This is a genomic window from Algihabitans albus (assembly GCF_003572205.1).
GTDB classification, from domain to species: Bacteria; Pseudomonadota; Alphaproteobacteria; order Kiloniellales; family DSM-21159; genus Algihabitans; species Algihabitans albus.
This window is the reverse complement of sequence record NZ_QXNY01000001.1, coordinates 95,095-109,801: the sequence shown is the minus strand read 5'-3', so window position 1 is coordinate 109,801 and position 14,707 is coordinate 95,095. Positions and strand designations below refer to the sequence as shown.

Sequence of the window (14,707 nt, the reverse complement as noted above, 5' to 3'; positions counted from 1 at the left end):
CTCTTCCACCTCGGATGATCGCGCTCTAAGTAAGCGGTCATGTCCAATGCCGCCCATGCCGAGGTCTTTGCGCCGCCCGCCGATGCCGGTGGGGCCCGTCGCACTCTGATCGGTCTCGATTTGGCCGAGATGACCGCGGCGCTGCACGATCTGGGCGAGCCCGCTTTCCGCGCGAAGCAGCTTTGGCAGTGGGTCTATCACCACGGCGCGACCGACTTCGCCGCCATGTCCAACCTTTCGAAGGCCTTTCGGCTCAGGCTGGCCGACGCTTTCCTGCTCGAGCGTCCCGGCGTGGCCAGCCATCAGGTCTCGAACGACGGAACGCAGAAGTGGCTGCTGACCTTCGCCGACGGCAACCAGGCCGAGATGGTCTACATTCCCGAGAGCGACCGCGGCACGCTCTGTATTTCCAGTCAAGTCGGCTGCACACTCACCTGCAAGTTCTGTCACACGGGCACCCAGCGGCTGGTGCGCAATCTCTCGCCCGGCGAGATCGTCGGTCAGATCATGCTGGCGCGCGACTTCCTGGGCGAGTGGCCCTCGCCGCGGGAAGACCGCGGCCTGACCAACATCGTGCTGATGGGCATGGGCGAGCCGCTCTACAACTACGACAACGTCGCCCAGGCCATGAAGATCGTCACCGATCCGCACGGCATCGCGCTCGGCCGCCGGCGTGTCACGCTCTCGACCGCCGGCGTAGTGCCGATGATGCGGCGCTGCGGCGAGGAGCTGGGAGTCAATCTGGCGGTCAGCCTGCATGCCACCACCGACGCGGTGCGCGACCGCATCGTGCCGCTCAACAAGAAGTACCCCATCGCCGAACTGCTCGCCGCCTGTCGCGACTACCCCGGCATCCACAACGCCCGGCGCATCACCTTCGAGTACGTCATGCTGGCCGGCGTCAACGATTCCGACGAGGATGCCCAGCGCCTCGCCGAGCTGCTGAAGGACGTGCCGGCCAAGGTCAATCTGATCCCCTTCAATCCCTGGCCGGGCAGCGATTTCGAGTGCTCGAGCTGGGAGCGGATCGAGCGTTTCTCCGACCTCTTGGCTGCCCGTCACCTTTCGGCGCCAGTCCGCCGTCCGCGCGGCCGCGACATCCTGGCCGCCTGCGGTCAGCTCAAGAGCGCCAGCGAGCGGAAGAAAAAGACGGAGCGTGAGGCGGCGAACCTCGGCGCCTGAGGCTGGGAAGAAGCTAGCCCTCCGGGTCCCAGCTCTTGCCGAAGACGTCTTCGCAGACGCTGCTCGCGAACTCCCGGCTCAGCGACTTCTCGGCGTCCGACATCATCGCGGCGCCGATCAGTCCGCCCCAGTAGAAGCTTTGCTCGATATAGTAGTCGCCGGCACTGCGGTCGGTGGCAACCTCGGTCAGTTCAACGCGGCCCTTCAGCTCGATCGCGTCGCCGACCATGATCGACTGGCCGACATTCTGATCCTCGAAGTCCAGAACGCGAACCTCCATGCGGTAGGGTACCGTGCCGGTGGCGCAGACCGAGGTTGCGCGCCGCAGGTTGCTTTTCAGCTCCCGCATCAACTCTTGATTCGGTCGGCTGGTGTCGACTTCGACCAGGATCTCGGAAATTCGAACCGAAGAAACTTCGGCGGCGCCGATTGCCTTGACGGCCTCGAATTCGCTGGACGCGCAGGCCGTGAGCAGGAGCGGCGCCAGGATCGCGGCAACTCTTGCCGTCGTCGCGGAAGGTGTCAGGAACATGTGCGGCTTCACCTCGGTTGTCTTCCCTTGCTGAATGAGCGTGCGGTCCCGCCACTCGGATGAAAATTATGAGTGGAAGATAAGCTCTTAACATACCGTAAAACGGGAAATTCAAGCGAAAAGGCCTCCGGCGGGCGGAAGCGGGTCGCATCTCTTGCTCCTGCGCGGACGATCCCTATACTCCGCGCCGCTTTTCCCGTCCGGTTCCGGAGTATCCCCGTTCCCATGTCAGCCCCCGCGTCTGAGATCAAGAAAGTCGTGCTCGCCTATTCCGGCGGGCTGGACACCTCCGTCATCCTCAAGTGGCTGCAAGAGAAATATAACTGCGAGGTGATCACCTTCACCGCCGACCTGGGTCAGGGCGAGGAGCTGGAGCCGGCGCGCCATAAGGCGGAGCTGCTGGGGATCAAGCCCGAGAACACCTTCATCGAGGACCTGCGCGAGGACTTCGTGCGCGACTACGTCATGCCGATGTTCCGCGCCAACGCGCTCTACGAGGGCGTCTACCTGCTGGGGACCTCCATCGCCCGGCCGCTGATCGCCAAGCGGCAGATCGAGATCGCCGAGCAGACAGGCGCGGATGCCGTGGCCCACGGCGCCACCGGCAAGGGCAACGACCAAGTCCGCTTCGAGCTGAGCTATTACGCGCTCGATCCGGACATCAAGGTGATCGCCCCCTGGCGCGAATGGGACCTGACCAGCCGCAGCAAGCTGATCGACTTCGCCGAGCAGCACCAGATTCCGATCGCCAAGGACAAGCGCGGCGAGGCGCCCTTCTCGGTCGATGCCAACCTGCTGCACATCTCCGCCGAAGGGAAGATCCTCGAGGATCCCTGGGAAGCGCCGGACGAGCATGTCTTCTCCCGCAGCGTCTCGCCGGAGGAGGCGCCGGACCGGCCGACATTCGTGGAGATCGACTTCGAGCGCGGCGATCCGGTGGCGGTCGACGGCGAGCCTCTCTCGCCGGCCGCCTTGCTGACCCGCTTGAACGAACTCGGCGGCGCCAACGGCATCGGCCGGGTCGACATGGTGGAGGGCCGTTTCGTCGGCATGAAGTCGCGCGGGATCTACGAAACGCCCGGCGGCACGATCTGGCAGGCGGCCCATCGGGCGATCGAGTCCATCACCCTGGACCGGGGCGCGCTCCACCTGAAGGACGAGCTGATGCCGCGCTACGCGGAGCTGATCTACAACGGCTTCTGGTTCAGTCCGGAACGCGAGATGCTGCAGGCCGCCATCGATCACAGCCAGGGCAAGGTCAACGGCCGCGTCCGTCTCAAGCTCTACAAGGGCGGTATTCAGGTCACCGGCCGCCAGAGTCCCGACAGCCTCTACAGCCTGGAGCACGTCACCTTCGAGGATGACGCGGTCTACGATCAGCGCGACGCCGAGGGCTTCATCAAGCTGAACGCCCTGCGCCTGCGGCTGCTCTACCGCCAGCGTCAGGGGTAGGACAAAGGCTCAACGGATAGCCGACTGGCGCAGGCTGCCTTTCGCGCCTCGACAGGCTCGGCATGACGGGGGGCCGTGCCCGCCTCTCTGCGTTCGGGAGTTTCAGCCCGGTGAGCGCTTCATCCTGAGCTTGTCGAAAGGCGAAGCGCTAGGCCGTCAGGTCCGAAGCTTGGCCGGCAAGCTTATCGAGCCGGGCTAGAAATCGTAGCAGATGCCTTTGCGTTCCCAATCGCCGTAGCGGGTGGGTTCGGGGCCGTTCGGACCGCCCAGTTCCTCGACCTTGCCGCTACCGGCCTCGCCCTCGCCGGCCTGCCTTTGCTCGGCGGACTTGGCCTCCGCTTCGGCACGGTCCAGATCGGCCCGAGCGACACGCCGCTTGGCCTGCGGTGCCTCCGGCGCGCGCTTGGGAGGCTTGGCGTTTCGCGGACGGTGAGATTTGAAAAGATCGAACATAGGTCAGGATATGGCGCCGAAGGGCTGGGCTGCCAAGGCTTGAAGGGCTTTGCGCCGACGTCCATCTGCTAGAGCATGTTGGGATCGGCGGACTCGCTTCGCGGTTCCGCCGATCCCAAGAAACAGACTCTAACACTTTGAATCCAGACCAGATTCAAGGTAATCGCCGGACCCAATACGTGGGGCCGACTGATCACTATCTAGTCTAGTGGGTCGCGCCAAGGCCTTGGCGGAAAAGGCCTATGGCTCGCCAGGAGCTGCAGGGATCGAGTTTTCTTCATGAATATGATGCGCACCTTCATGCTGATGGCCGTCATGACGGCGCTGTTCGTCGGCATCGGCTTCCTCCTGGGCGGCGAGGCGGGCCTGCTGATCGCGTTGGCGGTGGCCGCCGGCATGAACCTCTTCGCCTACTGGAACAGCGACAAGGTCGTGCTGCGCATGTACGGCGCGCGTCAGGTCGATGCCAAGACCGCCCCGACCCTCCATGGCCTGGTGGAGCAGATGGCCGGAAACGCCGGCTTGCCGATGCCCAAGGTCTACATCATCGAGAATCCGCAGCCGAACGCCTTCGCGACCGGGCGTAATCCCGAGAACGCGGCCGTCGCGGCCACCACCGGGCTGCTGCAGCGTCTCTCGACGGAAGAGGTAGCGGGGGTGATGGCGCATGAGCTGGCCCATGTGAAGAACCGCGACACGCTGATCATGACGATCACGGCGACGCTGGCCGGCGCCATCTCCATGCTCGCCAACTTCGCGCTCTTCTTCGGCGGCAACCGCAACAATCCCCTGGGCCTGATCGGCACCCTCGCGCTGATGATCCTGGCGCCGCTGGCCGCCGGTCTCGTGCAGATGGCGATCAGCCGCTCGCGCGAGTACGAAGCCGACCGGATCGGCGCCGAGATTTCCGGCCGGCCCCTCTGGCTCGCCAGCGCGCTCGAGAAGATCCAGGCCAGCGCCGCGCAGATCGACAACCAGCCGGCCGAGCGCAATCCGGCGACGGCGCATATGTTCATCATCAACCCACTGCATGCCCAGGCGGTCGATAGCCTCTTCTCGACCCATCCCAACACCACCAATCGCGTCTCCCGCCTGCGTGCGCTGGCGGGCGAGATGGGCCAGGCGCCCAAGGCCGGCCCCTGGAGCGGCGGCGCTTAGGGTTAGCCGCTCGACTGTCTTGCGGCGAGCCGGGTCCGCGCTTGGACCCAGCCATGCAGAGGCTGGGTTTGCCGGACGGTACGCCGGATACCATCATAAAGACGCCCTGCCATGAGGGGGCTCGCGGGAGATCGACCAGAGACCCCCGTGCGACATCCTCAGGGAATGGCAGTGCCCTAAGCTCCCGTCAGCCGATAGGACTTGCCCAAATGCCACGTGACGAGGCGGCGCTGGCCCGCGACGCGGGCGCAGCGTCTCAGCCAAAGCCATCCTTGTTGATTCTGGTCGCCGTCTCGGCGATCGGGCCGCTGGCCCTGAACCTCTTTGTGCCCTCGATGCCGGGCCTGCAGGCCGACTTCGGCATTCCCTACGCCACGGCCCAGCTTACGCTGACCCTCTATCTGATCGGCCTGGCGACCGCGCAGCTTGTCTATGGGCCCTTGTCCGACCGCTTCGGGCGACGGCCGATGCTGATTGCGGGGCTCTGGTTGTTCGTGGCGGGCAGCCTTGCGGCGGCGGCGGCACCCAGCATCGAACTGCTGATCGCCGCGCGGCTGGCTCAGGCGCTGGGCGGGGCGGCCGGGATCGTACTGGCCCGCGCGATCGTTCGCGATCTCTACGGCCGCGACAAGGCGGCCAGCATGATCGGCTATATCACCATGGCCTGGGTTCTGGCCCCGATGGTCGCGCCCTCCGTCGGCGGTCTGCTCGACCAGGCTTTCGACTGGCGCGCGGGTTTCTGGCTGCTGGCCGGGGCGGGCGTCGGCGTGGTGCTCGCCTGTCACGCCTACCTTCACGAAACGCATCATGCGCGCAGCCTCGGCGGCGGAGGGCGCGGCCTGATCGAGGGTTACGGCTGGCTGCTGCGGCGCCCGCGGTTCAACGCCTATGCGCTGACGACGGGTTTCACCTCCTCGGTCTTCTTCTCCTTCCTCGCCGGCGCGCCCTACGTGATGGTCGAAGTGCTGGGCCGGAGTCCGGTGGAATACGGCCTCTGGTTCATCCTCTCCGGCCTCGGCTACATGTCCGGCAACGGCCTGGCCGGGCGCTTCTCCGAACGGCTGGGGGTCGAGCGGATGGTCGCCCTGGGTACGGTCGTGGCGTTCCTCGGCGCGGCGGCCGCCCTCGGTCTGTTTCTGGCCGGTGCGCTGGCGCCCTGGGCGCTGTTCACGCCGATGATGTTGGTGGCGCTCGGCAACGGCCTGGCGATTCCCAACGGGATCGCCGGCGCGGTCAGCGTCAATCCGCGCCTGGCCGGCACGGCCGCGGGACTGGCCGGCTTCCTTCAGCTCGGCCTGGGGGCCGCCACCAGTCAGTCCGTCGGTTTCCTGCAGGGTTTCGAGCCCTATGCCGTGGTTTACGTCATGACCCTTGGTGCTCTGATCGCCGTTGTGGTGCATCAGGTGGCCTTCAGGATCTGGCCCGAGCCCTCGACGGGATCGGACGACGCGGCTGTGGAACGCTGAAAGAGCTGGCATACTAGATCTTGGGTCGATGCCGTGCGAATCGGGCGCGACTTCGAGTCGACTCGGAAGGGTGAACAAACACGATTCGTTCTGACGACATCTTGGGAGTCGCGGCGCGTATCCCCCAAGAGTTTGCTAAACCTTTGAACGATCAGGTTATCGTTTTTGGTTTGTCCCTGCCGTAACACGGCATGGTACACAGAATGTTCACCGCAAGAGGCCCGCAGGGGGATCGGCGATTCGATCCAACCCTGCGTCGTCATAGAGGGAAGGGGGTCCGTCGTCCATGTCCACGGCGCCCGATATGGGAGTGCCGGCAGAGATGCCGCGCGATTCGGCGAGAGAGTCCGCTGGAGATCCGAGCCCGCTACCGCTACCGCTGCACGCGCCGCAAAATCACGTGCTGCCCCATCAAGGTCCGGCACGGCGGCGCGATCCGCGCGATTTTCACCCCTTCATCCGGCTCAACGGCTTGCTCGCCGACATCCGGCCAGGGGCGTCGCCGGCCCCGGACGGTGCGCCGATCAACCTGTCGGTCGGCGACCCGCAGACCCCCCCGCCCGCCTACGTCCTGGACGAGCTGACGGCGGATCTGGGCGCCTGGGGCCGCTACCCGCCGCCGCGCGGCACCAGCGAGCATGCCGAAGCCTGTGTCGCCTACCTGGAGCGCCGCTACGAGCTGCCGTCGGGCTGGCTCGACCCGGCGCGGCATGTGCTGCCGGTTCCCGGAAGCCGCGAAGGCCTCTTCTTCGCCGCCCTGGCCCTGGCGACGGCGGCCGCCGACGGCGAGCCCGAGCGCAACGCGGTACTGCTGCCCTCTCCAGGCTACCATTGCTACATGGGTGCGGCGGCCGTGGCGGGCCTGGCGCCGGTTTTCGTGCCGGCCTCGGCGGACACGAACTTCCTGCCGGATCTGGCCAATCTGCCGGCCCATACCCTCGGCACCAGCTTGCTGGCCTATCTCTGCAGTCCGTCGAATCCGCAAGGAACGGCCCTGGATCTGGAGGGGTGGCGCGCCACACTGCATCTGGCCAGGGCCTGCGGCTTCACGCTGCTGGCCGACGAGTGCTACGCCGACGTCTATCTGGACGCACCGCCGGCTGGCGCGCTGCAGGCCGCGGCGGCCGAGGGCGGGTCGCTGGAGGGCTTGCTGGTGTTTCACTCGCTCTCCAAGCGCGCCAGCGCGGCGGGGCTGCGCTGCGGGTTTCTGGCCGGCGATCCGGAACTGGTCGAGCGGGTCGATGCCTGCCTGCGGATCGGCGGGGCCGGCGTTCCCTTGCCGATCCAGCGCGCCGGCACCCGCCTCTGGCGCGACCACGATCTTTCGGCGCGCACTCGGGCCTACTACGGCGATCTCTTCGAACGGGCGGAGCGGGCCCTCGCGGGCCGCTATGGCTACAGCAGGCCGGCCGGCGGCTTCTTTCTCTGGCTCGACGTCGGCGACGGCGAAGCGGCGGCCCGCAAGCTCTGGGCCGAGGCGGGCCTGCGCGTGCTGCCGGGCGCCTATATGGCGGGACCCGCCGACTTGCCCGACAACGCCGGCGAACGCTACATCCGGGTCGCCCTGGTCTACGACGGCGAAACCACGGAGCGCGCGCTCACCCGCCTGGTCGAGGTTCTCGGCGACGGGATCGGACGATAGGGGGGAGCGAGAGCGCTCGGCACGGGCGGGGCGGGGATCGACACTCGGGAACGAACACCCGGTAACAGACACTTCGGTAACGGACATGGCAGTTCGCGGATAATGGCACTCCAGGGAGCAACGAGCGGTAAGCGGCGCAGCGGCGGGAAGGCCGCGGGCGGGCGCAGGCTCTTGCCCGCCGGCGCCGGCGACTTCCTCAGGAAACGCGGTGCCGAAGCGCTCGGCGGTCTGGCTCTGGCGCTCGGTCTGGCTGGCCTGCTGGCGCTCCTCACCTATCATCCGGGCGATCCCGGTCCGAACGTCGCGACCGATGCGGCCGTACGGAATCTGCTGGGCCGGCCCGGCGCCTGGGTGGCCGACTTCTCGCTGGCCACGCTGGGCCTGGCGGCGAGTCTGGTCGCGCTGGTTCTGCTCGGCTGGGCCTGGCGGTTGCTGCGCGACAAGGCCTTGCCGCGCTGGGGCCTGCGTCTGGCCCTGTTTCCGCTCATGTTGCTGCTGGCCGCGACGGCGCTCGACGGCCTGCCGCGCCCCGCCGGCTGGGTACAGGCGGCCGATCTCGGCGGCTTCGTCGGCGACCTGCTGCTCGCCCACTTGACCCAAATGCTTTCCTGGTTCGGCCCCTGGCAGGACTGGATCGGGGCGGCTTTGGCGGCGGTCCCGGCGACGGCGGCCTTCGTCTATCTGGTCGCCTTGGAAGGTGGCGAATATCGTGCCGCCGGACGTGGCGCGCGGCGGGCCTCGGCCGTCGCCGGTCAAGGGATCGCCGTCGGCTACAGGGCGCTGCGCCGTCTGAACCGGCGGCCGCAGCCCGAGGAGGCCGGTCAAGCCAGAGCCGCGGCCCGTAAACGCCAGCGCCGGGCCGAGCCGCACTTCGGCGCGGATGCGGCGGAGGAAGCGGTCAGCGCGCCGCCGCCGAAGCCGGCCGTCGCGACGCGCGTCGAGCCGAAGTCGAAGCCGCAGCCGGGCAAACGCGGCCGCGAGGCGGCCCAGGGCCGCCTCGCGCTGGAAAACGGCAGCTACGAGCCGCCGCCGCTGGCGCTGCTCGCCGAGCCGCCGCGTAGCCGCGAGGGCGCGCAGAGTCAGGACGCGCTGGAGAAGAACGCCCGGCTTCTGGAGGGCGTGCTGGAGGACTTCGGGGTCAAGGGCGAGATCGTGAAGGTGCGCCCCGGTCCGGTGGTCACGCGCTACGAGCTGGAACCGGCACCGGGCACCAAGACCAGCCGCGTCGTCAATCTCGCCGACGACATCGCCCGTTCCATGTCGGCGATCTCCGTACGTGTCGCCGTTGTCCCGGGCTCCAGCGTGATCGGGATCGAGCTGCCCAACGCCAAGCGCGAGACGGTCTATCTGCGCGAGCTGCTCGCCGCCGACGCTTTCGAGAAGGCGGGCGGCAATCTGCCGCTGGTGCTGGGGAAGGATATCGGCGGCCATCCCCAACTGGTGGACCTCGCCCGCATGCCGCACCTGCTGGTCGCGGGCACCACCGGCTCGGGCAAGTCGGTTTCGGTCAACGCGATGATCGTCTCGCTGCTCTATCGCCATGGACCCGACAAGTGCCGCTTCATCATGGTTGATCCGAAGATGCTGGAGCTGAGCGTCTACGACGGCATTCCCCATCTGCTCAGCCCGGTGGTGACGGAGCCGAAGAAGGCGGTCGTCGCGCTGAAGTGGGCGGTGCGCGAGATGGAGGAGCGCTACCGCGCCATGAGCCGGCTCGGCGTGCGCAATATCGACGGCTACAACGCCCGCATCGAACAGGCGCAGAAGTCGGGCGAGGTCCTGACCCGGCGGGTGCAGACCGGCTTCGATCCCGACACCGGCCAGCCGATCCACGAGGAACAGCCCTTCGAGCTGGAGACGCTGCCCTACATCGTCGTGATCGTCGACGAGATGGCCGACCTGATGCTGGTCGCCGGCAAGGAGGTGGAGGCCGCGATCCAGCGCCTGGCGCAGATGGCGCGCGCGGCCGGCATCCATCTGATCATGGCGACCCAGCGCCCCTCGGTCGACGTCATCACCGGCACCATCAAGGCCAACTTCCCGACCCGCATCTCCTTCCAGGTCACCAGCAAGATCGACAGCCGCACCATCCTGGGCGAATCGGGCGGCGAGCATCTGCTGGGCATGGGCGACATGCTCTACATGGCCCATGGCGGCCGCATCGCCCGCGTCCACGGCCCCTTCGTCAGCGACCAGGAGGTCGAGGAAGTGGTGGCCTACCTTAAGGCCTTGGGCGAACCCAGCTATGTCGAGGGCGTCACGGACGAGCTGGATGCGGGTGGCGGCGACCTGGGTCTGACCGGCGGCGGTCCGGGCGGCGGGAGCGGCAACGAGTTGTTCGACCGCGCGGTCGCAGTCGTGGCCCAGCATCGCAAGGCCTCCACCTCGTTCATCCAGCGTCAACTTCAAATCGGGTACAATCGGGCGGCCAATCTCGTAGAAGAGATGGAGGCGCAGGGAATCGTGGGGCCGGCCAACCACGTCGGCAAGCGTGAGATCCTGCTGCCCGATCACGGACCTGACGGAGACTAGAGCGGTGCGCCTCTTCAAAGACCTGTTGCGAACCGCCGCCGTCCCGCTGCCGGGCCTGTTGCTTTTGGCCCTGTTGCTGACGGGGGCCGCGGCCTCCGCGCAAGAAGACGCGGCCCCCTGGCGCACGCCGGAGCCGCTGACGGAGCAGGATCGCGAAGATCTGTTGCGTGCCGAGGACTACCTGAATCAAATCGGTACGGTGCACGGCCGTTTCGTGCAGATCACCTCGACCGGTCATTTCAGCGAGGGCGACATCTATCTGCGCCGGCCCGGCGAGCTGCGCTTCGAGTACGATGCTCCGGTGCCGCTTTTGCTCATCTCCGACGGCCACACCATGGTGATGTACGACAAGTCGATCGAGAGCGCTTCGCAGATCCCGCTGTCGCAATCGCCGCTCTGGTTCCTGACCCGCGATCCCATCGACTTCACCGATACCGTCGAGATCCTGGCCGTCGAGCGCGGCCAGGGTGCGCTGCTGGTCTCGATGCTGGGCCGGAGTGCGCTGGGCCGGGCGCAGGTCGATCTGCTGTTCAGCGACAGCCCCCTGGAGCTGCGGCGCTGGAGCGTGGTCGACGAGCAGGGCTACATCATTCAAGTGTCGCTGGTGGACACGCAGTTCGACGTGGCTCTCGAGGACTCTCTCTTCCAATATCGCGATCTTCCCAATGTCGGCCTGGAGGAGCGCAGCGGAGGCGACAACTGAGTCGCGTCCGGCTTGCATGCCGACGTGCCCGCTGAGTCGGGGCGCGTCCCGGCCTCTAGCGCTGCGATCTTCTCCGGCGCCGTCAGCCGACCCCAGCGATGCCACAATCCGCCGGTCTTGTTCTCCTTCCTCATCTGTTTCAAGGAGCCTTTCCGTATGGTTTTCCGCCACCTGCTCGCGACGTTGATTCTCGGCTTGGTCGTCGCCGTCGCCGCGCCGGTCGCTTCGGTTCGGGCGTCCGAGCCGCTTCAGCTGACTCAGCAGGATCTCGACGACTTGGAGCGGCTCGAGTCCCACCTGCGCTCCATCGGCACGCTGGAGGCGCGTTTCATCCAGGTGTCCTCCGACGGCGGCTTCGCGCGGGGCACGCTCTGGCTCGACCGGCCCGGCAAGATGCGCTTCGAGTACGATCCTCCCGTGCCGATCCTGATGATCGCCAATGGGCTGGAGCTGCTCTACTACGACCGCGAGCTGGAACAGCCTACCTTCGTGCCGCTGTGGCAGACCCCGCTTTGGCTGGTGCTCAAGGAGGAGGCGACCTTGAGCGACGGCATCGAGGTCATGGGCTTCCGGCGCTCACCGGCGGAGCTGTCGGTGCGGGTCCGGGATGCCGGGGCTCCGGATGGCGGTGAACTGGTGCTGCGCTTCGCGGAGCAGCCTCTGTCCCTGCTCGGCTGGACCGTGATCGATGCCCAGGGCATAGCGACGGAGGTCTCCTTGGTGGACCCGCTCTGGGGCGTGGCAGTCGACAGCGCCCGCTTCGAGAGCCGAGGCCTTCCGAACGTGGGTCTCGGGCGGTAGGTCTCGCACTTCGCCGGCGCAATGCGGCCTGTCGGCTAGCCGTCCTGTGCGGATGATGTCGACGCCGGCAGCGGCGGGGTGGTTCGCGCCGTTTCGGAGAGGAAGGGCCGCAGCAGAAGTTGCGGCAGGCTTTGTTCCACGCGGCGTTCGACCCCGATGGTCATGCCCAGGCGACGCGGGTTGGGATTCCGCGAGCCGAACAGCGGATCCCAGAAGCTGAAGATCGTTCCGTAGTTGCTGTCGGTGTCGCGCCGTACCGCGTGATGGTGCATCCAATGAAGGTTCGGCGTAATTACCAGCCGGCCGAGCGCGCGCTCCAGGCCCGGCGGCAGGCGCAGGTTGGAGTGGTGGAAGATCGCCGCCACCAGAACCAGAATTTCGAACACCAGGACCGAGACGATCGGCAGGCCGAGCAGAACGATCAGGCCGGCCCGGAAAGCGGCGGAGAGCGCGACCTCGCCGAAGTGGAAGCGAACCGCCGTGGTGGTGTCGAGGAAGCGGTCCAGGTGGTGGACCTCGTGGAAGCGCCAGAGGACGGGAATCTCGTGGTTGGCCCGGTGCCACCAGTAGATCGCCAGATCGAGGATGATCAGGTCGATCAGCAGGCCTTGCCAGCCCGACCACCAGGCCGGCCGCCAGTCCAGGCTGACGCTGGCCGCCCAGAGGCTGACCGGCACCACGAAAAGCAGCGACAACCCGGCGTTGCCGAGCCAGAGACCCGCATTGCGGGCGAGACGTTTGGCCCCGAACCCGGCTTCGCCGCCGCGCGGTCGGACCGGCGGCTGCGCGGCCGGACGCAGCCGTTCGGCCAGGAAGAAGGCGGCCAGCCACCCTCCGACCAGCACCGCCTTCCAGGACAGCAGGAACTGAATTGCGCTTTCCATACCCCGCTAGATGGCCGAAACCGGGGTATCCGGCAAGACACGGGGGTGTGAAACGAAGGTGAGGCGCCGCGCCGCTATACGGCCTCGGCGGCGCGCTTCTTCTCCCAGCGCTTGCGTGCGTTGGGATCGAGCAGTCGCTTGCGCAGGCGAATCGACTGCGGCGTGACTTCGACCAGCTCGTCGTCCTCGATGTAGGCCAGGGCCTGCTCCAGGCTCATGCGGCGCGGCGGGGTCAGCTTGATCGCGTCGTCCTTGCCGGAGGCTCGCACGTTGGAGAGCTGCTTGGCCTTGGTCGGGTTGACCTCCAGGTCGCCGGGACGGCTGTTCTCGCCGATCACCATGCCCAGGTAGACCGGCGTGCCGGGTTCGACGAAGAGGACGCCGCGCTCCTCCAGATTCCAGAGAGCGTAGGCGACCGCGTTGCCGTCGGAGTTGGAGATCAGCACGCCGGAGCGGCGGCCGGTGATCGGGCCCTTGTAGGGGGTGTAGCCGTGGAAGACGCGGTTCATCACGCCCGTGCCGCGCGTGTCGGTCAGGAATTCGCCGTGATAGCCGATCAGCCCGCGGGCCGGCGCCAGGAAGACCAGGCGCTGCTTGCCGCCGCCGGAGGGGCGCATCTCGGTCAGCTCGCCCTTGCGCTGGCTGACTTTTTCGACGACGGCGCCGGAAAACTCCTCGTCGACGTCGACCGTGACCTCTTCGAGAGGCTCGAGCCGCTGGCCGCCTTCTTCCTTGAAAAGGACGCGCGGACGGCTGATGGAAAGCTCGAAGCCCTCGCGCCGCAGGGTCTCGATCAGGACGCCGAGCTGCAGTTCGCCGCGCCCGGCCACCTCGAAGGCGTCCTTGTCCACCGTCTCCTGAATGCGCAAGGCGACGTTGCCTTCGGCCTCGCGCAGCAGGCGGTCGCGGATCATCCGGCTGGTCAGCTTGTCGCCCTCGCGGCCCGCCAGGGGCGAATCGTTCACCGAGAAGGTCATGGCCAGGGTCGGCGGATCGATTGGCTCTGCCGGCAGCGGCGTCTCGATGCCGGGTGCGGTGAGGGTGTCCGCCACGGTCGGCTTCGCCAGGCCCGCGATGGCGACGATGTCGCCGGCTTCGGCCCGCTCCACCGGCACGCGCTGAAGACCGCGGAAGGCCAGCAGCTTGGTCAGCCGGGCTTCCTCCAAGAGGTCGCCGTTCCGCGACAGGGCCCGTACCGGCATGTTGACCGTGGCGACGCCGGAATGAATCCGCCCGGTCAGGATGCGGCCGACGAAGGGGTCGGACTCCAGCGTGGTGGCCAGCATCGCGAAGGGGGCATCCGGCTCGACCTGCGGGGCAGGTACCTGTTGGACGATCAGATCGAACAGCGGCGCCAGCGTCTCGCGCGGCGTCTCCAGATCCTCGACGGCCCAGCCCTGTTTGGCGGAGGCGAAGAGCGTCGGGAAGTCGAGTTGCCGCTCGTCGGCGCCCAGAGCGGCGAAAAGGTCGAAGACCTCGTCCTGAACCTCGAAGGGTCGGGCGTCGGGCTTGTCGGCCTTGTTGATCACCACGATCGGCGCGAGGCCGCGCTTCAGGGCCTTGGCCAGCACGAACTTGGTTTGCGGCATCGGGCCTTCGGCGGCATCGACCAGCAGCAGCGCGCCGTCGACCATCGAGAGGATGCGTTCCACCTCGCCGCCGAAGTCGGCATGACCCGGCGTATCGACGATGTTGAGGCGCAGGTCCTTCCAAGCGACCGAAGTGCACTTGGCCAGGATGGTGATGCCGCGCTCGCGCTCCAGGTCGTTGGAATCGAGCGCGCGCTCTGCCACCTGCTGGCCTTCGCGGAAGCTGCCGGATTGGCGCAGAAGCTGGTCGACCAAGGTCGTCTTGCCATGGTCGACGTGGGCGATGATCGCCAAATTGCGCAGGCCGGGGTTA

General features: G+C 67.3%; 12 protein-coding genes. 8 read left to right on the top strand and 4 right to left on the bottom strand.

Annotated elements, in window-relative coordinates:
* Positions 1-39: 39 nt before the first annotated feature.
* Complete coding sequence (rlmN, locus tag DBZ32_RS00515; RefSeq protein ID WP_119165170.1) at positions 40-1,182, top strand: 23S rRNA (adenine(2503)-C(2))-methyltransferase RlmN; 1,143 nt, start codon at positions 40-42, stop codon at positions 1,180-1,182.
* Positions 1,183-1,195: 13 nt separating this feature from the next.
* On the opposite strand, the gene DBZ32_RS00510 is transcribed toward rlmN, so the two are convergent.
* A complete protein-coding gene (locus DBZ32_RS00510) occupies positions 1,196-1,726 on the bottom strand; it encodes a hypothetical protein (protein ID WP_162906494.1) in 531 nt (176 codons plus the stop codon).
* 213 nt (positions 1,727-1,939) lie between these two features.
* On the opposite strand from DBZ32_RS00510, the gene DBZ32_RS00505 reads away from it, so the two are divergent.
* Complete coding sequence (locus DBZ32_RS00505) at positions 1,940-3,166, top strand: argininosuccinate synthase (RefSeq protein WP_119165168.1); 1,227 nt, start codon at positions 1,940-1,942, stop codon at positions 3,164-3,166.
* Between the two features lie 195 nt (positions 3,167-3,361).
* Here DBZ32_RS00505 and DBZ32_RS00500 read toward each other — a convergent pair whose 3' ends face one another.
* Complete coding sequence (locus DBZ32_RS00500; RefSeq protein ID WP_119165167.1) at positions 3,362-3,619, bottom strand: DUF1674 domain-containing protein; 258 nt, start codon at positions 3,617-3,619, stop codon at positions 3,362-3,364.
* A 279-nt stretch (positions 3,620-3,898) separates the two neighbouring features.
* Here DBZ32_RS00500 and htpX point away from each other — a divergent pair, with 279 nt between their 5' ends.
* From htpX to DBZ32_RS00470, 6 genes are all read left to right on the top strand, one after another.
* Positions 3,899-4,777: a zinc metalloprotease HtpX gene (gene htpX / locus DBZ32_RS00495; RefSeq protein WP_119165166.1), complete on the top strand. Its 879-nt coding sequence runs from the start codon at positions 3,899-3,901 to the stop codon at positions 4,775-4,777.
* 209 nt (positions 4,778-4,986) lie between these two features.
* The gene (locus DBZ32_RS00490) at positions 4,987-6,243 is read left to right on the top strand and encodes a multidrug effflux MFS transporter (RefSeq protein ID WP_162906493.1); all 1,257 of its coding nucleotides are present in this window, start codon (positions 4,987-4,989) and stop codon (positions 6,241-6,243) included.
* 286 nt (positions 6,244-6,529) lie between these two features.
* Positions 6,530-7,885: an aminotransferase class I/II-fold pyridoxal phosphate-dependent enzyme gene (locus DBZ32_RS00485; protein ID WP_119165164.1), complete on the top strand. Its 1,356-nt coding sequence runs from the start codon at positions 6,530-6,532 to the stop codon at positions 7,883-7,885.
* Between the two features lie 102 nt (positions 7,886-7,987).
* Positions 7,988-10,417, top strand: a complete 2,430-nt coding sequence (locus tag DBZ32_RS00480) for an FtsK/SpoIIIE family DNA translocase (RefSeq protein WP_119165163.1) — start codon at positions 7,988-7,990, stop codon at positions 10,415-10,417.
* 4 nt (positions 10,418-10,421) lie between these two features.
* Positions 10,422-11,120 carry a LolA family protein gene (locus DBZ32_RS00475; protein ID WP_162906492.1) on the top strand — a complete coding sequence of 233 codons (699 nt, stop codon included), beginning with the start codon at positions 10,422-10,424 and terminating at the stop codon, positions 11,118-11,120.
* A gap of 156 nt (positions 11,121-11,276) precedes the next feature.
* The gene (locus tag DBZ32_RS00470) at positions 11,277-11,921 is read left to right on the top strand and encodes a LolA family protein (RefSeq protein ID WP_119165161.1); all 645 of its coding nucleotides are present in this window, start codon (positions 11,277-11,279) and stop codon (positions 11,919-11,921) included.
* Between the two features lie 35 nt (positions 11,922-11,956).
* On the opposite strand, the gene DBZ32_RS00465 is transcribed toward DBZ32_RS00470, so the two are convergent.
* Positions 11,957-12,805 carry a sterol desaturase family protein gene (locus DBZ32_RS00465; protein WP_119165160.1) on the bottom strand — a complete coding sequence of 283 codons (849 nt, stop codon included), beginning with the start codon at positions 12,803-12,805 and terminating at the stop codon, positions 11,957-11,959.
* Between the two features lie 74 nt (positions 12,806-12,879).
* Positions 12,880-14,697: a translational GTPase TypA gene (gene typA, locus DBZ32_RS00460; RefSeq protein WP_119165346.1), complete on the bottom strand. Its 1,818-nt coding sequence runs from the start codon at positions 14,695-14,697 to the stop codon at positions 12,880-12,882.
* Between the last annotated feature and the right edge of the window lie 10 nt (positions 14,698-14,707).

Coding starts and splice junctions, on each gene's coding strand:
- rlmN (WP_119165170.1), top strand. CDS start 40: ATGTCCAATGCCGCCCATGCCGAGGTCTTTGCGCCGCCCGCCGATGCC.
- DBZ32_RS00505 (WP_119165168.1), top strand. CDS start 1,940: ATGTCAGCCCCCGCGTCTGAGATCAAGAAAGTCGTGCTCGCCTATTCC.
- DBZ32_RS00500 (WP_119165167.1), bottom strand. CDS start 3,619: ATGTTCGATCTTTTCAAATCTCACCGTCCGCGAAACGCCAAGCCTCCC.
- htpX (WP_119165166.1), top strand. CDS start 3,899: ATGAATATGATGCGCACCTTCATGCTGATGGCCGTCATGACGGCGCTG.
- DBZ32_RS00490 (WP_162906493.1), top strand. CDS start 4,987: ATGCCACGTGACGAGGCGGCGCTGGCCCGCGACGCGGGCGCAGCGTCT.
- DBZ32_RS00485 (WP_119165164.1), top strand. CDS start 6,530: ATGTCCACGGCGCCCGATATGGGAGTGCCGGCAGAGATGCCGCGCGAT.
- DBZ32_RS00480 (WP_119165163.1), top strand. CDS start 7,988: ATGGCACTCCAGGGAGCAACGAGCGGTAAGCGGCGCAGCGGCGGGAAG.
- DBZ32_RS00470 (WP_119165161.1), top strand. CDS start 11,277: ATGGTTTTCCGCCACCTGCTCGCGACGTTGATTCTCGGCTTGGTCGTC.
- DBZ32_RS00465 (WP_119165160.1), bottom strand. CDS start 12,805: ATGGAAAGCGCAATTCAGTTCCTGCTGTCCTGGAAGGCGGTGCTGGTC.